The organism is Buchnera aphidicola (Aphis glycines), from assembly GCF_001280225.1.
In the GTDB taxonomy this organism is placed as follows: domain Bacteria; phylum Pseudomonadota; class Gammaproteobacteria; order Enterobacterales; family Enterobacteriaceae; genus Buchnera; species Buchnera aphidicola_E.
Genome location: NZ_CP009253.1, coordinates 299,797 through 321,998, shown reverse-complemented (window position 1 = coordinate 321,998; position 22,202 = coordinate 299,797). Strand labels below are relative to the sequence as shown.

Below are 22,202 nucleotides of genomic sequence, written 5' to 3'. Positions count from 1 at the left end.
TTATAAAAAATTTTAATTAATTAAAAAATATTTTATCAATATTAAATAATTAAAATTTTTTTAATATCTTATTAGGATCTATTTTTGAAGCATAATATGCAGGATATAAATTCGAAAGAATTCCTATTACTATAGTACTGATAAAAATGATTATTATATCTGATAAATTTAAGTCTAATAATAAAAAATTATGATAATAAATATTATTTAATAATAAGTTATTGTTAAAATGCTTTTCTAAAAAACACATAATATTCTTAAAATTTAAAATAGTTATAACACCAAAGAATAAACCGATTACATTTCCTATTAAAATAAAACGAAAACCATAATATAAAAAGATAAGTTGAATAAGAATATTGTTAGCACCTATACTACGTAAAATAGAAATATCTTTTATTTTTTTCGAGATAGATAACAATGATACAGATATAATACTGAAAGAAGAAATTATTATTAGCATTAATAATGTAATATATATTATTGTTTTTATTTTATTAATATCATTATATATATATTGATAGTTATTAATCCAAGTATATAAACTTACGGGAGTTTTGATTATTTTAGCTGCATCTAAAACAATTTTGTTAGCGTCTAATGGACGAGACATATACAATTCAATAGTATTAATATTATTTATTATGTCAAAATTGCCTTGAAAAAAAGAAAATGGAATCAACCCAATATTAGAATTTGAAACTCCATTAGAATTAAATATAGATTTAATTTGAAGAGAAAATATTTTAATTTTATTTAATTGAAAAGAAAACTTATTATCTAAAATTATAAAATTGATCCAATCTCCTTCTTTTATTTCTAAATCTCTAGACAAATCAGAAGAAAGAATTATTTGATTATGTTGAAAATTATCTAACTTTGATAATTGATAATTCTCTTCTTGAAAAGAAAAGTATTTTTTTATATATTTTATATTTGTAAAACTTTTAATATTAAAAAATTTAATTTTATTTGTTTTTAGTAAAACTGCGCTTAATGAAATATACGGTTCAGAGTAATTTACTCCTGATATAGAATTAATTTTTTGTATAATCTTCCGATAATGCAAGAATGGTTTGTCTATTGATTGTATAATTCCATGAGGTACAGATGACAAAATATTTTGATTTACTAATATTTTAAATCCATTTAAAGCGCTAATACTAATAATTAATATAAAAACACTCAAAGCAATTGCTATTTTAGATAAAATAGAAATTAAAAAAATTATATGATTGTTATTGTTTTTTAAATATAATCGTTTTGCAATAAAAAAAGGTAAAAAATTCATTGAATATGTTTTTTTATATTTAGTTGACTATGTTTTATTTCAAATAACACATGTGCTTGCCTTGCAAATGCCAGATCATGTGTTACAATTAAGAAAGAAGTTTTTAAATTCATATTCGATTCAAATATCAAGTCAAAAATTATTTTCGCATTATAAGAATCTAAATTTCCAGTAGGTTCATCTGCTATTATTAATTTTGGTGTATTAATAAAAGCTCGAGCAATAGCTACTCTTTGTCTCTCCCCTCCGGATAATTCAGATGGGTATTTTTTAATTTTTTTTTCTAAATTAACTTTAATTAACATTTCGTATGCTTTTTCTTTAGCTTCACTAACAGTTTTATTGCTAATAAGTAATGGCATTGCAACGTTTTCAAGTACATTAAAATCAAGCAGTAAATGATGAAATTGATAAATAAATCCTAAATTCACATTTCTTAATTGAGCTATTTGATTAGATGACATTGAACTTAATGATATACCATCAAATAAAATAGTTCCAGAAGTAGGTTTTTCTAGGCCGCTAATTAAATGTAAAAAAGTGCTTTTTCCAGATCCTGATTTTCCAATAATAACTGCTATATCACTTTTCTTAAGACAGAATGATGTTTTTTTTAAAATATGAGTTATTTTTTTGTTATCTTTATAAGATTTAGTCAAATCGATGCATTGTAAAATTATATTATTCATAAGATAAAATTTTAGAAGGTGTTGATTTAGTGATATGCCAAATTGGATATAGTGTAGACGCAACAGATATCATTGCAAATGTAATATCGACTATAAGAATTTGAAAAGGAAAAATTTTTATTGGAATGTCAATATCACTAAACAAGGTATTTATTAAAAAATTAATTATTTTCCCTTGAAATATTAATATAAAACTAATTAATGTTCCTAAAAAAATACCAATTATAGTAGTACTAGCTCCTAATGTAACAAATATTAACATAATTTTTTTTCGACATAATCCTTGTGTTTGTAAAATCGCAATAATATTTTGTTTTTCTATCATATTTACTGTCAAAGTAATAACTATATTAATTCCTACAATCAATAAAATTAAAACAAAAAAAAGAAACATAATATATTTTTCAATTTGTATTGCTTTAAACAACTCACCTTGTTGTGTTTTCCAGTCTAAAAAAATTAAATTATTTTTTTTAATTTGAAAAGAATTTATATTCAAAAAAAACGGATCTTTTAACCAAACTCTCCAACCAGTAATATAATTTTTATAATAATTTAAAAAATTTATAGCAATTTTAGTGTTAATTATTATTTGATAATCATCAATGTCATTATTTGTATTAAATAAACCAGTTATTTTAAATATCCGTGTATTAAACTTTTTTTTAAAAAAATTTTTTTTAATCTTAGGTAATATTATCAATTTAATTGAATCATTAATATTTACATGTAATTTTTCTGCTAATTTTTTTCCTAAGATAATATTATTTTGTTTTTCATTGAGTGTGTATAGATAATTGTGAATATTATAACATTTAAAAATATTATAATCTTTTTTGTCAAAAGTAATAATTTCGCCAGTAGTGATATTTTCTTTACTTTGAATAAGAACTTTATCACTAATAAAACTAGATACTCTTTTAACATTTTTTAATTTTAAAATATTTTTAGGAAATTCAGATTTGTTGATATAATAACTCTTATTTGTAATAATTAAATGGGGAATGAATGAAAGCACACTTTTTTTAAATTCGTTCTGAAATCCATATACTAAAGACATTGTAATAATAATAGATGTTATTCCAATGCTGATACCTATAATAGACAAAATAGTAATAATTTTTTTAAAATTTGTTAAATGACGGTTCCAAAAATAACGCAAACCAATAAATATATATATGGGCTTATACATTAAAATATCTTTTTTTTGATAAAATTTTTTAATAAATTTTAATATTGTTTAAATAAAAAATTTTTTATTACAAAATTAATTAATTAAATACGAAATAATATTTTATCATAATTAAAATAAAAATTTTTTTAAAATGAAATATAATATTTTTTTAAAAAAATAATATAATAAATAAAAAATAGAATCTTTATTTTTTTATATTTATTTTACAGAAAATTACTAAAATTTTATTAAATAATTAAATTTTTTTCATTAATTATCAAGTTACAAATTTGAACGATGTAATTAATTGATATAAAAACATTTTCAACATAGATAAAATCTAATTTTGACTACCATTTTTTTGAAATTCTTAATCAAAATTAAGCAATTTTTATCTTATTTAAAAATATTTTATTATGAAAATTATCTCTACAAGTATAGCAAATAAAAATTTCTTGAACTATCATCATCAGCAGTTACCAAGTTTTTTTAAAAAAAATAGAGATATAAATAATATTAATAAAATTTTTTCTTTTTTACATGATTTTTCAGGAAAAACTATTTTTTTTATAACAAAACAAGAATGTTTGATAGAAGTTTTAAAAATTTTGAATCTAAAAAATATTTATCCCAAATATATAAAAAACATTTATGACGTTAATCATAAAAATACTTTTTTTTATGTTATAGGAAACTTACATCAAAGTTTTATAGATATTAAAAAAAATTTTTTATTTATCTCTACAAAAGAGATAATTAAAATTAATAATAATATAAATATTAAACCTATTAAAAATAAATTTTTATATCAATTAAAAATTCACGATCTCATCATACATATACAGCATGGAATTGGAAGATATCAAGGATTAACTACAATAAAAACAGCTAGTTATGAGTCAGAATATTTAGTAATTTTATATGCAGAAGAAAATAAGTTATACGTGCCTATTTCATCTTTACATTTAATTTCTCCGTATTCTGGAAATTCAGAAAAAAATATTGTTTTACATAAATTAGGTAGTAATAAATGGGATAAAGAAAAAAATAAAATTAGTAAAAATTTATATGATCATGCGGTAATTTTATTGAATATTTATGCAAATAGATTATCTAAAAAAGGTTTTTCATTTCAAAAAAATGAAGAACAATATAATCTTTTTTGTCAAGATTGTTTATTTCAAGTCACTTCGGATCAAAAAAATGCTATAAAATCAGTATTAAATGATATGAATAAATCTATTCCTATGGATAGAATCATTTGTGGTGATGTAGGTTTTGGAAAAACAGAAATTGCAATGCGGGCTGCTTTTATATGTATATCTAATAAAAAACAAGTTGTTGTTTTAGTTCCGACAACACTACTAGCAGAGCAACATTTTAATAATTTTTCAAAAAGATTTGCTAATTGGTCTATAAATATAGATATATTATCTAGATTTCGAAGTATAAAAGAAAAGAAAAAAATTTTAGAAAATATTAGTATTGGTAAAATTAATATATTAATAGGTACTCATAAAATTTTATTTGAAAATATTGAATGGTATAATCCTGGTTTGTTAATTATTGATGAAGAGCACCGATTTGGTGTAATTCACAAGGAAATAATTAAAAAAATATATTCTCATATTGATATATTAACTTTAACAGCTACACCTATCCCTCGTACATTAAATATGGCAATGCACGGAATAAAAGACTTATCTATTATATCTAATCCTCCAAAAGAAAGAAAAAAAATACAAACTTTTATAAATGAATATAATCCAATTTTAATAAAAAAAGCAATTTCTCAGGAAATATCTAGAGGCGGACAAGTATATTATATATATAATAAAATACAAGGAATTGATAATATAGCTACAAAATTATTAAATTTAATTCCTAATGCTAAAATTAAAATCGTTCATGGTAAAATGAATCATATTGATTTAAAAAATATAATGAATGAATTTTACCAAAACTGTTTTAATGTATTAGTTTGTACTACTGTTATAGAAAGCGGTATTGATATACCTAAAGCAAACACTATTGTTATTGAAAACGCAGATCATTTTGGTTTATCTCAGTTACATCAACTTAGAGGTAGAATTGGACGTTCCAACAATCAAGGATATGCTTTTTTATTTGTTAATAATTTTAAAAAAGTTACATTAGATGCTCAAAAAAGATTAGAAGCAATTGCTATGACAAACAATTTTGGAGGGGGATTTAATTTATCTAATAGAGATTTAGAGATTAGAGGAATAGGTGAATTACTTGGAAAGGAACAAAGTGGTCATATTGATTGTATAGGAATTGATTTATACATGAAATTTTTACATAAAACTATTAAAATTTATAAAAATGGAGAAAAAATATCATTAGAAAATTTGATTAAAAAATCATATATTGAACTATATATCCCTGCTTTATTGCCAAAAAATTATATCTTTGATTTAAATCAGCGATTGTTTTTTTATGAAAAAATTGAACATGCTAAAAGTGAAAAAGAAATTAAAATAATATCTTTAGAACTGTTAAATCAATTTGGAAAACTACCAATATATGCTAAAAATTTAATTTTAATTGCGAAAATTAAATTATTAACAAAAGAAATTGGTATTTCACATATTAAATCTAATAAAAATATAGGAATTATAAAATTTAATAAAAAAAATTCAATTAATATGCAATATTTACTTTCAATTTTTCACAAGGAACCTGATCTTTGGAAAATGATTAATTCTACAAAGTTAAAATTTTTTCATAGTTTTCAGAGTGATACTATGCGTATAAATTGGATTATAAATTTATTAAAACACCTAAAAAAATCAAATAGTTAAAATTAATGAAAAATAAAATTTTTTATAAGAGGAACTATATGAAACAAATTGTTTATATTGCTAACTCAACGAGTCAAACCATAGAGGCGTGGAATTTATATCAAGATGGAAAAATGGAATTAATTCAGACGATTAAAACTAATGGTAATGTTCAGCCAATGAATTATATTAAAGATAAAAATATATTATATGCTGGTGTGCGTCCAAACAATCGGATAATTGTATATAATATTAAAAAAAATGGTTATTTAGAACAAAAAAATGAAAGTTATATTCCAGGAAGTCCTAATTATATTTCTTTTAGCCCTAAAAAAAATTTTTTATTTTGTAGTTCATACCATACTAACTCTCTTAGCGTTATTCCATTAAACCAACATGGAATTCCTAAAGATCCCATTCAAATTATTTATGATATTAATGGGTGCCATGCAGCATTGATGAACATAAAATATAATATACTATTTGTCACTGCATTAAAAGAAGACTGTATCTATTTATATTATTTGACGCAATATGGAATATTAAAGCATATAAAACAAACATTCATTAAAACTAAATGCAATGCAGGTCCGCGTCATATTCAGTTTCATCCTAATGAAGATTTTATTTATACTATCAATGAACTAAATGGTACTATAGATGTCTGGAAGATCTACATAAGGAATGATATATTTAGAGTAGAAAATATACAAAATATTTCAATCATAGAAAATCATATTGTTTCTCGTCAGTATTGGTCTGCTGATATCCATTTAACATCATGCGGTAATTTTTTGTATGTGTCTGATAGAATTTTGAATAGTCTTTCACTGTTTCATATTGATCAAAATAATGGCACTATTTCTTTCGTTAAAATTTACTATATAGAACAACAACCACGTACGTTCTGTATTGATTTTTATGATAAATATATAATTGTAGCAAGTCAAAAATTTAATAATTTTTCTATATACAATATTAACCAAAAAACAGGACATTTGAAAAAAATCAATACATATTCTACAGGCATAGAACCATTATGGATACTAACTTATAAAATTTAAAATTTTAAAAAAATAAAATATTTTCATTTAAAGATTGTTGAATAACATTAATTAGTTTTTTTAAATTTTTTGTACTAATAATATAAGGTGGAACAATATAAATTAATTGTTTAAAAGGCCTTATCCAAACACCATGTTTGACAAAAAATTTTTGCATTAATTCTAAATTAATGTGCTGCTTGCATTCAACTACACCTATAGCGCCTAAAACGCGCACGTCATTAACTCTTGGATGCTCAATTAATGGAAACAACCTGCTTAATAGCTCTTTTTCAATATTAATAACTTGTTTTTTCCATTCGTTTGTTTCTAATATTTTTATATTAGCATAAGCTACAGAACATGCTAATGGGTTACCCATATAAGTTGGTCCATGCATCAAGCAACCAATATTACTTCTACTAATAGTCTGGGCAATATCACGTGAAGTTAAAGTTGCAGCTAATGTTATTGTACCCCCAGTCATAGCTTTTCCTAAACATAATATATCCGGAATAACATTAGCATGTTGAAAAGCGAAAAATTTTCCAGTTCGACCAAATCCTGTAGCAATTTCATCAAAAACTAATGGAATTGAATAATATTTACATAATTCTTCAACTTTTTTTAAAAATATAGAATGATAAAATTTCATTCCACCTACACCTTGTACTATTGGTTCTAATATTACACCGGCTATATGCAATTGATTTTTTTCTATTATTGTTTGAAATGATATAATATCATTAGCATTCCATTCTTGATTAAAATTAGAAGTTGGCGCGTTTGCAAATAAATTTTTTGGTAAAAATTTTTTATATATTTTGTGTATAGAATTTTCGGGATCGGAAATAGACATAGCAGCAAAAGTATCACCATGATAAGAATTTCTAATAGTTAATATTTTTGTTCTATTTTGACCTAAAGATTTCCAATATTGCATTAACATTTTTATCGCGACTTCAATAGATACTGATCCAGAATCTGAAAGAAAAACACAATCTAATTTTTCTGGAGTTAATTTAATTAATTTTCTACAAAGCAAAATAGCTGAAGGATGCGTTATTCCTCCAAACATAACGTGTGATATCTTTTTTATTTGTTTCTTTAAAGATTTGTTTAGTATAGGATGATTATATCCATGTATAGCAGACCACCATGAAGACATGCCATCTATTATATTTCTTCCATTTTGTAATTTTAAATATACTCCCTTAGCTGATATAACAGAATAACAGGGTAGTGGATTTATAATAGAAGAATATGGATGCCAAATATGTTTATAATCAAATAATATATCGGATTGACTCATTATAATTTATGTATAAAATATTGAATACCTTATTATAAGCATTTAATTTATAAAATCATATTTTTTTTGGAGATAATATGAAAAAAACATGGACTCTAGAAGATACAAAATCATTGTTTGATAAGCCTTTTTTTGATCTTATTTTTGAAGCTCAAAAAAAACATCGTGAAAATTTTGATCCCAATAAAATACAAATTAGTACATTATTATCTATTAAAACCGGTTCATGCCCAGAAGATTGCAAATATTGTCCGCAAAGTGCTAGGTATAAAACAGGAATAAAAAAACAATCATTATTAGAATTAAAACAGATTTTAAAATCTGCAAAAAATGCTAAAGAGTCAGGTTCAACTCGATTTTGCATGGGTGCAGCCTGGAAAAACCCCAGTGAAAAAGATATGCCGTATTTAGAAAAAATTGTTAAAGAAGTAAAGAAAATGGGTATGGAAACTTGTATGACTTTAGGCAGCATCAATAATGCTCAAGCGAAAAGATTGTTCAATGCAGGATTAGATTTTTATAATCATAATTTAGATACATCTGAAAATTTTTATAAACATGTTATTACCACGAGAACATATCAAGAACGTTTAACAACTTTAAAAATAGTTCGTGACGCTGGAATGAAATTATGTTCTGGAGGTATTATTGGTCTTGGAGAAAATATACAGGATCGAATGAAATTATTAATGCAATTATCTAATCTTCCTAAACAACCTGAAAGTGTTCCAATAAATATGTTAATTAAAATAAAAGGCACTCCAATGGAAAATAATTTAAATGTAGAACCTTTTGATTTCATTAGGGTTATAGCGGCTACTCGTATTATGCTTCCTAAATCTTATATTCGATTATCAGCAGGTCGAACAGATATGAATGATCAAACACAAGCTATGTGCTTTATGGCTGGAGCAAATTCTATTTTTTATGGATGTAAATTATTAACTTCTAACAATCCCGAGAAAGAAAGTGATTTAAGACTTTTTAAAAAATTAAATTTATCTCCTAATTATAATCAGACAAATACAACAAGAGAAAACAACTTGAATTTAAAAAATACAAAATTCAATCAAGAACAATATTATAATGCTGGAATTTAAGTAGAAAATTTTTCATTTTGTAAATTTTAAATAAAATATACTTAATTAAGTAACCAACCATGATATTCTTGTATTTACTATCTGAATGCATAGAATAAACTGGTTTGAGTTACATTAACATAAGTTTATAAATTTTTGTATATTATATTAAGTTAATTTAAAATATATTACCTCCTAATAAACATACAAGATAATTATGATAAAAAAATTTTTTGTCACTGGTACTGATACAAACATTGGAAAAAGTACGATAAGTGGAATCTTGTTAAAAAAAGCAAGTAATTCTGGTTATATAACCGCAGGTTACAAACCAATATCTTCTGGAACAAAAAAGTACAAAAATATAGATTTTGAAACTGATAAAAAAAAATATAAATTCATTAATGAAGATAGTTATATTTTACAAAAAAGCAGTTCTATTTATTTAAGTTATAAAGAAATTAACCCAATTTCATTTTTTGAAAACGCTCCACCTAATATATTAAGTGTAATAAAGAAAAAAAAAATAAAAAAAGAACATTTATCTTTAGGTTTAAAAAAAATTTCTTTAAAATCTAATTGGATTTTAATCGAAGGTGCTGGCGGATGGAATACTCCTATATCAAATAAATATAATTTTGCAGATTGGGTAAAAGAAGAAAAATTAAAAGTAATTTTAATTGTAGGCATAAAACTAGGATGTATTAATCATGCTATCTTAACTGAAAAATCTATTCTTGCAGATAATTTAATATGCGTAGGATGGGTTGCAAATAACATTTTTCCAGAAAATCAATATACTTCATATTATATCCAAACTTTGTTAAGTTATATTAAATCGCCATTATTAGGGATAGTACCTTATTCAAAACACATAAATAAAACAAACGTAAATAAAATTAAAATTAAATTACCTGAATAAAATGTATTACTAGCAAAATTAATATTCTCTTTAACAAAGATGGATACATTAGTAAAATTTACATGTAAACAGGATATTTAGAGCATATTTCTAAAACTTTATTTTTAATTTTTAAAATATTTTTAATATTCTTAACATCATTTAAAATACTTGAAATCCATAAACTAACTTGTGATAATTCTGGTTCTTTAAAACCTCTTCTTGTAACTGCAGGTGTTCCAATTCGTATTCCAGAAGTAACAAAAGGACTTCTAATATCATTAGGGATAGTATTTTTGTTTACAGTAATATTAGCTTTGCCTAAAGCAATGTCAGCATCTTTACCTGTAATTTTTTTATTTGTTAGATCTATTAAAAATAAATGATTAAAAGTATTTCCTGAAACAATTTCATATCCTTGTTGTGAGAGTGTTTTCACCATAATTTTAGCATTTTTTAAAATTTGTTCTTGATATATTTTAAAACTTGGCTCTAAAGCTTCTTTAAAAGCAATTGCTTTCCCTGCAATTACATGCATTAGTGGACCACCTTGTCCACCGGGGAAAACAGACAAATCTAATTTATTATAAAACATATTATTTCCGTTTTTAGCTAAAATAATACCTCCCCGAGGTCCTGCTAATGTTTTATGTGTAGTACTGGTAACAACATGTGCATAATCTATTGGGCTTGGATAAAGTTCTGTGGCAACTAATCCTGCAACATGAGATATATCAACAACTAAATAAGCATTGACTTCATCTGAAATATTGCGCATTTTAGACCAATCACAAATACCAGAATACGCAGAAAATCCACCAATAATCATTTTTGGTCGATATTTTTTAGCTAATTTATATATTTCTTCATAATTAATTTCTCCGTTTAGATCGACTCCATAATTAATTGCATTATATAATTTACCTGAAAAATTTACAGAAGAACCATGTGTTAAATGTCCTCCATGAGATAAGTTCAGACCTAAAATAACTTCACCAGGTTTAACAAGAGCTGTATAAACTGCAAAATTAGCTTGAGAACCTGAATGAGGTTGAACATTTGCATAATCAGCATTAAATAATTTTTTTGCTCGGTCAATTGCTAACTGTTCTATAATATCTACGTGCTCACAACCGCCATAATATCGTTTTCCTGGATAACCTTCCGCATATTTATTAGTCAACTGAGATCCTTGTGCATACATTACATAATTACTAGCATAATTTTCTGATGCAATTAACTCTATGTGATTTTCCTGTCTTTTGTTTTCTTTTAACATAGCTATCCATAATTCTGGATCATATTTTTTAAATTCTATCTGTTTATTAAACATGTTTTTCCTGAAATAAAAATTAAAATAAATTTTTTAAAAGTTAATTGTCCTTTGAAAGATATTTATTAAAAACACTGTCAATTTTCAGCATTAATTCATTTTTAAAAAGATAAAATTCTTTTTTTGTTTTTAGTTCTTTTATCAAATAACATTTGTTTTTAATTTCATTTGAACCTATTAAAATTGCAATACGAGATGAGGATTCAACAGCGTGCTTAATTTTTTTTGAAAGACTGCAATTCGAAAAATTTATAAATATGTTTAGCCTAGGATATGTGTCTCTTATTTCTTCTGATAGACTAATAGCATGATTTTTATTTTCTTTTCCTAAAAAAATAATATAAATATTAATTCTTTCTTTTTTTATAGCACAAATATTTAGTGACTTCATCAATAAAATTAAACGTTCAATTCCTATAGCAAATCCTATTGCTGGTGTTTTTATACCACATAATTCTTGAGATAAAGAATCATACCTTCCGCCTGCACAAATCGTATCTTTTGATCCTATTTCATCACTTTTCCATTCAAATACTGTGTCAGTATAATAATCTAGACCTCTTACTAAATTTGGATTAAATTGATATTTAATACCATGTATATTCATTATATTACATAAATCATTAAATCGATTTAATGAATTATTATTAATAAAATCATTTAATGACGGAGCTTTTTTTAATATACGTTGAATATTTAAATTTTTAGAATCTAAAATACGGAATGGATTAGAATATAAACGTCTTTTAGATTCTTCATCTAAAAAAGATTCATATTGTTTGAGAAATAAAACTAATTCTTTTTGATATTTAATGCGATCTAATTTTAAACCAATTGAATTTATCTCTAATGTTAAGTTAAGATGAATACCTAACATTTTCCACAAACGACTTGTCAATAAAATCATTTCCAAATCAATATCTATTTCACTCAATCCTAAAACTTCTACACCTAATTGATAAAATTGACGATATCGTCCTTTTTGAGGACGTTCATATCTAAACATTGGTCCTAAATACCAAAACTTTAATTTTTTTTTATATAATAAATTATTTTGTATTATCGCTCTTAAACAACCTACAGTTCCTTCAGGTCTTAAAGTTAAACTATTGCCTTTTTTATCGTAAAATGAATACATTTCTTTTTCTATAATATCCGTAACATTACCAATAGCTTTTTGAAAAATTTCTGTCTTTTCTAATATAGGAAGCTTGATTTCTTCAAAAGAATAATTATTTAAAACTTGTTTAAAATTTTTTTCTAATTTATGCCAAATATCTAAATCTTCAGAAAAATAATCATGCATGCCTCTAATTGAACTAATGTTTTTATTCACTATGATCTCTTATTTATAAATATATTTATAAATTTCTAATAATTAGTTTTCATTTTTATTTTTTAATTCACTTGATTTATTACGAATATAAATTTCTAGTTCTCGAACTATATCTTTATTATTTAGCATGTTTTTTTGACGTATACCGTCTTGATATAAAGCACTTTTTTTATATCCCCCAGTTACTCCTAAGTGCGCCATTTTAGCTTCACCTAATCCATTAACCACACATCCGATAATAGAAACATCCATAGACGTATCAATATCTTCTAGTTTTTTTTCTAACTCTTTTACTACTTTAATAACATCGAACTCTTGTCTTGAACAAGTAGGGCAGGCGATGAAATTAATTCCTCTAAACCTAATTCCTAAAACTTTTAAAATATCATAACCTACTTTGACTTCTTCAATAGGGTGAGCAGCTAAAGAAACTCTTAAAGTATCTCCGATTCCATCGGATAGTAAAGCAGCAATTCCAATAGATGACTTTACTGTTCCATTACGTATACTTCCAGATTCTGTGATCCCGATATGTATTGGTTGTGTAATTTTTTTTGCTAATATTTTATTTGCTTGAACAGCAGAAAAAACATTAGATGCTTTTACACTAACTTTGAATTGATTAAAATTTAAACTATCTAAATATTCTACATGTCTTATAGCAGATTCCACCAAAGCTTCTGGTATAGGAGATTTATATTTTTTTAGTATATCATGTTCTAGTGAGCCGGAATTAATTCCTATTCTAATTGGAATATTATTATTTTTTGCGCAACTTACTATTTCATTAATTTTTCTTTTTTTTCCAATATTTCCAGGATTAATTCTTAAACAATCTGCACCATATTGTATAGATTTTATAGCTAACCTATAATCAAAATGTATATCTGCGATTAATGGAACATTTGTTTTTTTTTTAATTATTTTAAATGCTTCTGCTGCATCCTCTGTTGGAATAGAAATTCTTATAATATCAACTCCTACTTTTATTAATTGATTAATTTGATTGATTGTATCTTGAATATCTGTTGTTTTTGTATTTGTCATAGATTGTACAGAAATAGGTGCATTATTTCCAATAGGCACATTTCCTACATAAATACGATTAGATTTTCTTCTATTAATATGTTTATATTTATTCATTATATTTTAATATTTTTTTTAGATTAGAATAAATATCTAATTTTAAATTTTTAATTATTTTAATTTTTTAATAAATTAAACTAATATATAATATTGTTAGAAATTTATAAATGATTTTTACGATAATTAATTATATTTCCTGTTAATTGACCACAAGCGGCATTAATATCTTGTCCTCTATTTTTACGAATTGTTGTATTGAATCCTTTTTTTCTTAAAATATTTGCAAAAGTATTAATATTACTGTTAGTACTAGATATAAAATTTGAATTTTTAAAAGAATTCCAAGGAATGAGATTGATTTTACTAGGTATTTTTTTTAAAATATAAGCTAGTTCTTGCGCATTTTTAATAGAGTCATTAATATTTTTTAACATCACATATTCTATAGTTACTCCATTCCGATTAGCATTTGAATTTTTTAAATATCTAGACACTGCGCTTAAAATAGATTCGATATTATATATTTTGTTAATTGGCATAATAAGATTTCTAATATTATTATTAGGAGCATGCAAAGAGATTGCCAAATTAATATCAATTATTTTATTTAATTTATCTATTGCTGGGGCGATACCTGCAGTAGATAAAGTAATACGACGTTTAGATAATCCAAAACCATTTATGTTTAAAATAATTTTTAATGCTGTAATAACATTATTTAAATTTAATAATGGTTCACCCATGCCCATGAATACTATATTAGTTATTTTCGTATTTTTTAATTTTTTTTTAGCTTGTAAAATTTGAGAAATAATTTCAGATACTTTTAAATTTCTGTTAAATCCTTGCTTTCCTGTAGCACAAAAATCACATTTTAAAGAACAACCAATTTGCGATGAAATACAAAGAGTGGAACGTTTTTTTTCTGGTATATAAACTGTTTCTATTTTTTGATTATTTAAAGATGTAACCCATTTTATCGTTCCATCAGAAGATATTTGTTCTTCTGAAAAATTTGATGTTTTTATACAAGATGTTTGATGTAACTTTTTTTTAATTTTTTTGCTAATATTTGACATTTTATTAAAATCATAACAATTATGACTGTAAATCCATTGTATAATTTGTTCAGCAGTAAAAATTTTTGCTCCAATAGACGCGAGAAATAATTGAATATTTTTAAAATCTAAATCGAGTAAATTTACTTGGGTATTTAAAACATTTAAATTGATTGTTTTATCCATCTATAACACCTGAATTAAAGATAACAATTTTACCTATCAAATAAGTATAAAAATTAAATTAAAAAGTTTCATTAAATGTTTAATTTTTACAGTGATGAATTGATTTAAAAAATTAAAATATTAAATATATATATAAATTATGATATTATTACTCAAAATAAAATAAATAATTTTTTTTAATTAGGAGAATTTAATGCATCCCATGTTAAATATAGCAATTCGTGCAATTCGGAAAGGAGGGAATATTATTATACAAAATTATGATGCTCAAAAATTTATTAAAGATGATCATGAAAAAAAACAATATTTTATTAAGCAAGTTATGCATAAAACCTATCAAGTTATTAGTGAGATTATTTATAAATATTATCCAAGTCATATTATTATCAAAAAAAACATCAATTATATATTAAATGATAAAAAAATTTTATGGATTATCAATGAATTAGATGGTAAAAAAAATTTCATCAAAAATTTTCCACATTTTTGTATATCAATAGCGGTGATAATAAAAAAAAACACAGAAATATCAGTAATATATGATCCTATAAAAAACGATTTATTTACTTCTGTTAGAGGGCAAGGATCACAATTAAATGGGTATCGAACTCGCTGTACTAACATAAATACTTTAAGTGATGTAATAATATCAATACATTTAAACTCTCAAAAAATATATTCTAAATTATATCTAGAAATATATAAAACACTTGTTTTATCTGGTATTTCGTTTAGATGTACTGGTTCTGTTTTACTGGATTTAGCATATGTATCCTCTGGGAAAGTAGATTGTTTAATTGTTAATTACAATTTATTAAATTCTACTAATTTTATTGCAGGACAGTTACAAGCAAGAGAATCTGGATGTTTAACCAGTAATCTTCAAGAAAAAAATGTTGATTGTGTGTTAAATATCACTAGTAGTCCTAAGTTTATTAAACTAATCGCTGAAAAAATACGCAAATATTACATATTACAAATATAATTTTTTGAATTATGATTTATTAAAATGAATCATTAACTTTGAATGCAAAATATAAATAATCTAAAGATTTACTTTTTTAAAAATAATAAACCACTATTTAATTTTATTTATTAAAAAAAATTATAGATTTATTCACTTTTTTATTTATTTTAATTGAGTTAATTGTTTTATGAGATTTAGTTTTTTTAAATTCAGAAAATATAAATATCAGAAAAAAATTATATACTCCTTCTCTTAAAAAATTTATTATATTTTATATATTTTACTAAAAAAAATAAAACACTTGTAATTTTTTTTAACTATATATTATTTTTATGTGTTTTATAAACAATTTTTCAGATCAATAAATAATACCATTAAATATTATTTTTGAAGAATTACAAATAAAATGTTTTAAAACTATCATAATAAATATAAATTTTTATTAATCGTAATGTAATATTTACAAGTTTTTATCAATATATTTTTATTTAATTTAAATTATTTTAATTTAATTAATAGTATTTGTACAATACTCTTTATATTTTTAATTATGCTCGAACAACTTAAAAATAAAATTTTTATAGTATTTTTTCGTCATTTTTTATTTTTAAATTTTATAAATACTCTGTATTTTTTTATCATTATATCTATACAGTTATCAAATCTTCTAATATATTTATAGTTTGTAAATTCATAATGCTTTATTAAATTCTTTGAATATTTACGTAAATCTTTGATAAATATGTGTTTTAAAGAATCGATGTTTATTTACGTAAAATTTTTAAATTAATTTTAAATTACACTGATTTTTTAAATTTTATTTTAAAATTATGACATCTTTAAAACTTTTAATTGAAACACACCAATACTAGTTTAGTAATAATAGATTTATATTTCTTTTATTTTAATTGAACAAACTATAAGTTGATTTTAAATTATTTAATCTAATTTAATCGTATTAGAATTGATTTAATCTAATAAATAGTTATTGTTTTTTATATTTTTAAGATAAATTTTTCGATTTGATTTCGGAATGTATTCATTTAAATGTATATTTGATCTATTTATAAGAAAGTGACTGTCATAATAATTGTTGATATAATTTCTCGCTTTTTTGATTGTATAAATATGGAAAAAATACAAATAAATTTTTGTGTATTTATATATTTTTTTTATATAAAACTTTGTTTTTTTATTGAAAAATAAAAAATTAAGTTTTTAATTTTTTAACAATTATGTTACTGTTCTAATCATAATTTAAAACAAGTATTTTATTTTTATTATGTATAACTTGCTGATAAAAAAATATGCATTCTACATTTTATTTGATAAATAGTTAATTGTATTATCTATAAACTAGTTATATATTAATTGCATCAACATTGTAAAAAATTTTTTCAGTTAATATTTATTTGTTGTATTACATGTTATCCAAATGAATTAATAAAATTTTTATCAATTATTTTTTTTACATACTAAGAAAATATCATTACCTCTTCTTGTAAATTATAATCTGTGATAAGCCATATAATTAATTATATTGTAAAATTTTCAATGAATTAATAATTTATTTTTTATTAGATAAAATATGATAATTAACATTGTAATTTTTATGTCAATTAATTTCCATTCAAAAAATTAAAATTTATCATTATTTGATAATAACTTGTAAAAATTTTATGTAAAAATATTAACTAATTTAAATTTATTATTTAATTAAATTACATAATTTATTTAATAATTTATTATTTAACTTTTTCCATGTTCCTTCTTTTAGGTTTTTTGGTAAAATAATATTACCATACCTTATTCTAATTAATTTATTTACTTGACATTGAATTGAATGAAAAATCAATCTAATTTCACGATTTTTTCCTTCACATAAAATGCCTCTAAACCATTTATTTTTATTTTTATTATTTGAAATTAATTGAATATTTTTAAATGAATAATAACTATTTTTGATTTTCACTCCTGTTTTTAAAATATTTATTGTATTTATATTGATTTCACCAAAAACACGTATGTAATATTCACGTTCAATTTTATTTCTCGGATGCATGAGTTGATTTGCTAATTCTCCATTGTTTGTAAATAATAATAATCCTTGTGTATTAATATCCAAACGCCCAACACTAATCCACCTGCTTAAGGTTAAAAAAGGTAATTTATTAAATACAGTCGATCGTTTTTTTGGGTCATTTCTAGTACAAATTTCACCTGTAGGCTTGTTGTAAATAATAATTTCTAATTTTTTATGTTTTTTAAAAATTATTTTTTCACTTCCAATAAAAATTTCTCCAGGATTTTTTTTATCTAAACGTTGCCCAAGAATTGCTTTTTTTCCATCTAAAAGTATATTTCCTTTTTTAATCAGTTTTTCTATATCACGACGTGAACCATATCCTAAATTAGCAAGTATTTTTTGTATTTTTTCTGTCATTAACAAAACGCCTTTTGATATTTTTGCAAACATTCATTGGAATCAAAGTTAATAGTATTCCTGTAAATAGAGGTAAAATACACCACAATTCATAGAAAAAAAATATTTTTTTATAAAAATAAACTTCTAAAATATAGGAAATTATAGGAAAAATTAAAAAAATAGTTGAAGCATAAAATGAACTAACTTTTTTTTGCAAATAAAAATAAGACAATATGCCAAATACACCAGAAAAGTTTCCAAGATAAAATACAGCTAAAATTGACTTGTTAGAAAATAAATAAATATTAGGTTGCTCTAAAAACCAAGAAATACAAGATAAAAATACTCCGGATATTAAAGATGGTAGTGCATTAAATGTAATAACTGAGATATTAGTGCATTTTCTTTTACATTCTATGTAAATTAAAGCATGACTAAATAATGCTAAAATTAAAGCCAAAATTCCCTTCCATTGCAAAAATTGTTCTGATTCTAAATTAAAAAATAAAATAACAGATAATGTAATTAAAGAAATAAGTATTCCAATTTTTTTAATTAAATCGATTTTTTTTTTAAAAAAAAAAGAAGAAAGCATAAGAATAACAACTGGCATATTAGAAAAAATTACTGAAGAAATAGAAGAATTAACATATTTTCCGCCATATAACATCAATGTAAAAGGTATTGAAAAATAAAAAAAAGAAATAATAATTTGAAAGTTTCTTTGACCATATGGAAATAAAAGAGGTGTTTTAGTAATGTAAGAAAGAACAATAAGCAAAGGAGAAGCAATTAAAAAGCGCATTCCTGTTGCAAATAATGGCGGGATTGTTTCTACAGCAAATTTCATTGCTATCCAAGTAGTCCCCCAAGTTATAGAAACTAAGGAAAATAATAATATTATTATTATTTTGTTCATTTTAAATTTCCAACAATAAAATTATTATATATAACGTATTATATTAATACTTATATAATATGTGAATAAAAATTTTTTTAGATACAAATAGCATTATAAATAAAGTTTCTTAAATTTAAATTGAATTATTTTACTCAATCGATTATTGTAAAAAATTATAAAACAATAAAAATATTAATTTTTAAATTTACGTTTTAAAAGGTCATCAATGCAACATATATTCAAAAAACTTTATAAGCTAGAATCTTTAAATCAAGAAGAAAGTTATAGATTATTTCAGTCTATTATTTCTGGAAAAATAAATGAAATCAAATTATCATCTATTTTAACAGCTATGCATGTTCGAAATGAATCAATAGAAGAAATATTAGGAGCAATTTACGCTTGTTTAGAAAATATGAAATCTTTTCCTCGACCTAATTATATTTTTTCTGACATAGTTGGTACAGGAGGAGACAGTAAAAATACCATTAATATCTCAACTGCTAGCGCTTTTGTTGCATCGTATCTTGGATTTAAAATTATTAAACATTGTAATAAAAGTATATCAAGCACATCAGGTTCATCTGATATTTTAAAAAAATTTAAAATTAATTTAAATCCATCTATTCAAAATGCCTTAAAAACATTAGATAAATTAAATATTTGCTTTTTATTTGCTCCTCAGTATCACGACGGTTTTCAATACGCCTCTCGAATTCGACAAACTTTAAAAATTAAAACTATTTTTAATTTATTAGGGCCATTTTTAAATCCTTCTCGTCCTTTTTTTACAGTAATAGGAGTTTATAAAAAAGATTTAATTGATCCAATGATAAAAATTTTAAAAACACTCAAATATCAACGAGGAATTGTCATTCATAGTGATGGAGCTGATGAAATTACATTAAATGGTATAACATATGTTTCGGAATTACTAAATAAAAAAATTTATTCATATCAGTTAGAAGCGAAAGATTTTGGTTTAGAAGAACATTCTGAACCAATACATAAAGTCGATTCTCAGGAAGAAAGCTATGATATTATTAAAAAAACGATGCAAGGCGATGGAAATAAATTACATGAAGAATTAATTGCTGTAAATGTTGCAATTTTATTAAAAATTTTCGGATGTACAGACTTAAAGAAAAATACCAGAGTAGTATTGAAAACAATGCGTAGCGGTGCGATTTATAAACATATAGTTAAAATCTCAAATATGTTAAAAGAAGATGAATATGGAAGAAACAATACTAAATAAAATTATAAAATATAAAATAGATTGGATTAAAGATAGAAAAAAAAAAGAACCCCTCAAAGATATCAAAAAAAAAATTAATATAAAAACTCGCAATTTTTTTAATGCATTAAAAGATAAAAATCCTTTTTTTATATTAGAATGTAAAAAATCATCTCCTTCTTTAGGGATTATTAAAAAAAATTTTAATCTTATTGAGATTTCGAATATATACAAAAAATATGCTTCTGCAATTTCAGTATTAACAGATGAAAAACATTTTCATGGAAATTTAAAGTTTATAAATATTGTCAAAAATAATGTTGATCAACCAATTTTATGTAAAGACTTTTTTATTGATCCATATCAAATCTATTTAGCGAGATATTATAATGCAGATGCTATATTGCTTATGTTGTCTATTTTAGATAATAAGCAATATACGATATTATATAATATTGCAAAAAAATTAAATATGGAAGTTTTAACAGAAGTTAATAACATAGAAGAACTGAATCGTGCAATTCAATTAAATGCTTTAATTATTGGAATTAATAATCGTAATTTGCATGATTTATCAATTGATTTAAATCGCACTAGAATTTTATCTCCATTAATAAAAAATAGAATTATTATTAGCGAGTCAGGAATAACTGACAATACTCACATAAAAGAACTAAGCACAATGGTTAATGGTTTTTTGATTGGCTCAAGCTTAATGTCAAAAAAAAATTTAGAAATAAGTATTAAATCTTTAATTTTTGGTAATAATAAAATATGCGGTTTAACTCGTTCTATTGATGCTCAAGTAAGCGAACAGTATGGAGCAATTTATGGAGGTTTAATTTTTGCGGAAAATTCAACTCGTAAAATCACAAAAAAAATTGCAAAAAATGTTACTTTTAATAGCAATTTAAAATATGTAGGGGTATTTCAAAATCAAGATATTAATATTATTTTAAAAATTTCTGATGAATTATATTTACATGCTATCCAATTGCATGGATGTGAAAATCAACAATATGTTGATTTATTAAGAAAAAAATTATCTAAAAACATTCAAATTTGGAAAGCATTTTCTATTCAGTCACAACTACCTTTACTTAACTGGAATTCTATCAACAAATATATATTTGATTCTTATTCTGGTGGGAGCAACACATCATTTAATTGGACGATTCTAAAAAATTGCATATTAAAAAACGTAATTTTAGCAGGAGGTATTAACGTTCACAATTGTAGCATTGCATCAAAATTCAATTGTTATGGATTAGATTTAAATTCTGGGGTAGAAATATCACCTGGTATTAAAGATCATAAAAAAATTAAATTAATTTTTCAAAAATTAAGATTCTAACAAATCATTTTTCATAAATAATAAGA

17 protein-coding genes are annotated in these 22,202 nt (G+C 22.9%); 7 read left to right on the top strand and 10 right to left on the bottom strand.

The window, feature by feature from the left end; all coding sequences use genetic code 11:
* Positions 1 to 49: 49 nt before the first annotated feature.
* From IX46_RS01475 to IX46_RS01465, 3 genes are read right to left on the bottom strand one after another with little or no spacing between them, the layout of a single operon-like run.
* Complete coding sequence (locus IX46_RS01475; protein ID WP_053940252.1) at positions 50 to 1,291, bottom strand: FtsX-like permease family protein; 1,242 nt, start codon at positions 1,289 to 1,291, stop codon at positions 50 to 52.
* Positions 1,288 to 1,980, bottom strand: a complete 693-nt coding sequence (gene lolD / locus IX46_RS01470) for a lipoprotein-releasing ABC transporter ATP-binding protein LolD (RefSeq protein WP_053940251.1) — start codon at positions 1,978 to 1,980, stop codon at positions 1,288 to 1,290. Before lolD ends, IX46_RS01475 begins: the two co-directional genes overlap by 4 nt.
* Positions 1,973 to 3,172 carry an ABC transporter permease gene (locus tag IX46_RS01465; RefSeq protein WP_053940250.1) on the bottom strand — a complete coding sequence of 400 codons (1,200 nt, stop codon included), beginning with the start codon at positions 3,170 to 3,172 and terminating at the stop codon, positions 1,973 to 1,975. The genes lolD and IX46_RS01465 overlap by 8 nt, the downstream gene beginning before the upstream one ends.
* Before the next feature lie 398 nt (positions 3,173 to 3,570).
* Here IX46_RS01465 and mfd point away from each other — a divergent pair, with 398 nt between their 5' ends.
* Positions 3,571 to 5,979, top strand: a complete 2,409-nt coding sequence (gene mfd / locus IX46_RS01460) for a transcription-repair coupling factor (protein WP_053940249.1) — start codon at positions 3,571 to 3,573, stop codon at positions 5,977 to 5,979.
* 38 nt (positions 5,980 to 6,017) lie between these two features.
* Positions 6,018 to 7,022 (top strand): beta-propeller fold lactonase family protein, encoded by a 1,005-nt coding sequence (locus IX46_RS01455; protein ID WP_053940248.1) that lies wholly within the window; start codon positions 6,018 to 6,020, stop codon positions 7,020 to 7,022.
* 4 nt (positions 7,023 to 7,026) lie between these two features.
* Here IX46_RS01455 and bioA read toward each other — a convergent pair whose 3' ends face one another.
* Positions 7,027 to 8,313 carry an adenosylmethionine--8-amino-7-oxononanoate transaminase gene (gene bioA, locus IX46_RS01450; protein WP_053940247.1) on the bottom strand — a complete coding sequence of 429 codons (1,287 nt, stop codon included), beginning with the start codon at positions 8,311 to 8,313 and terminating at the stop codon, positions 7,027 to 7,029.
* A gap of 77 nt (positions 8,314 to 8,390) precedes the next feature.
* On the opposite strand from bioA, the gene bioB reads away from it, so the two are divergent.
* Together bioB and bioD are read left to right on the top strand one after the other, a co-directional pair.
* A complete protein-coding gene (bioB, locus tag IX46_RS01445) occupies positions 8,391 to 9,413 on the top strand; it encodes a biotin synthase BioB (protein ID WP_053940246.1) in 1,023 nt (340 codons plus the stop codon).
* A 196-nt stretch (positions 9,414 to 9,609) separates the two neighbouring features.
* Positions 9,610 to 10,314, top strand: a complete 705-nt coding sequence (bioD, locus tag IX46_RS01440; RefSeq protein ID WP_053940245.1) for a dethiobiotin synthase — start codon at positions 9,610 to 9,612, stop codon at positions 10,312 to 10,314.
* A gap of 58 nt (positions 10,315 to 10,372) precedes the next feature.
* Here the strand turns inward: bioD and glyA are convergent, their stop codons facing one another.
* The 4 genes from glyA to rlmN all read right to left on the bottom strand — a co-directional run bounded on the left by glyA (position 10,373) and on the right by rlmN (position 15,292).
* Positions 10,373 to 11,626 (bottom strand): serine hydroxymethyltransferase, encoded by a 1,254-nt coding sequence (glyA, locus tag IX46_RS01435; protein WP_053940244.1) that lies wholly within the window; start codon positions 11,624 to 11,626, stop codon positions 10,373 to 10,375.
* Between the two features lie 40 nt (positions 11,627 to 11,666).
* On the bottom strand, positions 11,667 to 12,962 hold the full coding sequence (hisS, locus tag IX46_RS01430; RefSeq protein ID WP_053940243.1) for a histidine--tRNA ligase: 1,296 nt from the start codon (positions 12,960 to 12,962) through the stop codon (positions 11,667 to 11,669).
* Between the two features lie 42 nt (positions 12,963 to 13,004).
* Entirely contained in the window at positions 13,005 to 14,105 is a 1,101-nt protein-coding gene (gene ispG, locus IX46_RS01425) for a flavodoxin-dependent (E)-4-hydroxy-3-methylbut-2-enyl-diphosphate synthase (protein ID WP_053940242.1), read from the bottom strand.
* 104 nt (positions 14,106 to 14,209) lie between these two features.
* The gene (rlmN, locus tag IX46_RS01420; RefSeq protein WP_053940241.1) at positions 14,210 to 15,292 is read right to left on the bottom strand and encodes a 23S rRNA (adenine(2503)-C(2))-methyltransferase RlmN; all 1,083 of its coding nucleotides are present in this window, start codon (positions 15,290 to 15,292) and stop codon (positions 14,210 to 14,212) included.
* A 193-nt stretch (positions 15,293 to 15,485) separates the two neighbouring features.
* Here rlmN and IX46_RS01415 point away from each other — a divergent pair, with 193 nt between their 5' ends.
* Positions 15,486 to 16,277 carry an inositol monophosphatase family protein gene (locus tag IX46_RS01415; protein WP_053940240.1) on the top strand — a complete coding sequence of 264 codons (792 nt, stop codon included), beginning with the start codon at positions 15,486 to 15,488 and terminating at the stop codon, positions 16,275 to 16,277.
* A gap of 1,690 nt (positions 16,278 to 17,967) precedes the next feature.
* Here the strand turns inward: IX46_RS01415 and IX46_RS01410 are convergent.
* Both IX46_RS01410 and IX46_RS01405 read right to left on the bottom strand, forming a co-directional pair.
* Positions 17,968 to 18,702, bottom strand: coding sequence for a pseudouridine synthase (locus IX46_RS01410; RefSeq protein WP_053940239.1), 735 nt, complete (start codon positions 18,700 to 18,702; stop codon positions 17,968 to 17,970).
* Positions 18,671 to 19,603: a DMT family transporter gene (locus IX46_RS01405; protein ID WP_053940238.1), complete on the bottom strand. Its 933-nt coding sequence runs from the start codon at positions 19,601 to 19,603 to the stop codon at positions 18,671 to 18,673. The genes IX46_RS01410 and IX46_RS01405 overlap by 32 nt, the downstream gene beginning before the upstream one ends.
* A 208-nt stretch (positions 19,604 to 19,811) precedes the next feature.
* Here IX46_RS01405 and trpD point away from each other — a divergent pair, with 208 nt between their 5' ends.
* Both trpD and trpCF read left to right on the top strand, forming a co-directional pair.
* The gene (gene trpD / locus IX46_RS01400; protein ID WP_053940237.1) at positions 19,812 to 20,843 is read left to right on the top strand and encodes an anthranilate phosphoribosyltransferase; all 1,032 of its coding nucleotides are present in this window, start codon (positions 19,812 to 19,814) and stop codon (positions 20,841 to 20,843) included.
* Positions 20,821 to 22,176, top strand: a complete 1,356-nt coding sequence (gene trpCF, locus IX46_RS01395) for a bifunctional indole-3-glycerol-phosphate synthase TrpC/phosphoribosylanthranilate isomerase TrpF (protein ID WP_053940236.1) — start codon at positions 20,821 to 20,823, stop codon at positions 22,174 to 22,176. The genes trpD and trpCF overlap by 23 nt, the downstream gene beginning before the upstream one ends.
* Positions 22,177 to 22,202 lie beyond the last annotated feature (26 nt).

What these genes read in the sequence shown, in the direction of transcription:
- trpCF (WP_053940236.1), top strand. Translation starts at nt 20,821, where the DNA reads ATGGAAGAAACAATACTAAATAAAATTATAAAATATAAAATAGATTGG.
- IX46_RS01410 (WP_053940239.1), bottom strand. Translation starts at nt 18,702, where the DNA reads ATGACAGAAAAAATACAAAAAATACTTGCTAATTTAGGATATGGTTCA.
- IX46_RS01475 (WP_053940252.1), bottom strand. Translation starts at nt 1,291, where the DNA reads ATGAATTTTTTACCTTTTTTTATTGCAAAACGATTATATTTAAAAAAC.
- glyA (WP_053940244.1), bottom strand. Translation starts at nt 11,626, where the DNA reads ATGTTTAATAAACAGATAGAATTTAAAAAATATGATCCAGAATTATGG.
- IX46_RS01455 (WP_053940248.1), top strand. Translation starts at nt 6,018, where the DNA reads ATGAAACAAATTGTTTATATTGCTAACTCAACGAGTCAAACCATAGAG.
- lolD (WP_053940251.1), bottom strand. Translation starts at nt 1,980, where the DNA reads ATGAATAATATAATTTTACAATGCATCGATTTGACTAAATCTTATAAA.
- IX46_RS01465 (WP_053940250.1), bottom strand. Translation starts at nt 3,172, where the DNA reads ATGTATAAGCCCATATATATATTTATTGGTTTGCGTTATTTTTGGAAC.
- bioA (WP_053940247.1), bottom strand. Translation starts at nt 8,313, where the DNA reads ATGAGTCAATCCGATATATTATTTGATTATAAACATATTTGGCATCCA.
- mfd (WP_053940249.1), top strand. Translation starts at nt 3,571, where the DNA reads ATGAAAATTATCTCTACAAGTATAGCAAATAAAAATTTCTTGAACTAT.
- bioB (WP_053940246.1), top strand. Translation starts at nt 8,391, where the DNA reads ATGAAAAAAACATGGACTCTAGAAGATACAAAATCATTGTTTGATAAG.
- ispG (WP_053940242.1), bottom strand. Translation starts at nt 14,105, where the DNA reads ATGAATAAATATAAACATATTAATAGAAGAAAATCTAATCGTATTTAT.
- IX46_RS01405 (WP_053940238.1), bottom strand. Translation starts at nt 19,603, where the DNA reads ATGAACAAAATAATAATAATATTATTATTTTCCTTAGTTTCTATAACT.
- trpD (WP_053940237.1), top strand. Translation starts at nt 19,812, where the DNA reads ATGCAACATATATTCAAAAAACTTTATAAGCTAGAATCTTTAAATCAA.
- rlmN (WP_053940241.1), bottom strand. Translation starts at nt 15,292, where the DNA reads ATGGATAAAACAATCAATTTAAATGTTTTAAATACCCAAGTAAATTTA.
- bioD (WP_053940245.1), top strand. Translation starts at nt 9,610, where the DNA reads ATGATAAAAAAATTTTTTGTCACTGGTACTGATACAAACATTGGAAAA.
- IX46_RS01415 (WP_053940240.1), top strand. Translation starts at nt 15,486, where the DNA reads ATGCATCCCATGTTAAATATAGCAATTCGTGCAATTCGGAAAGGAGGG.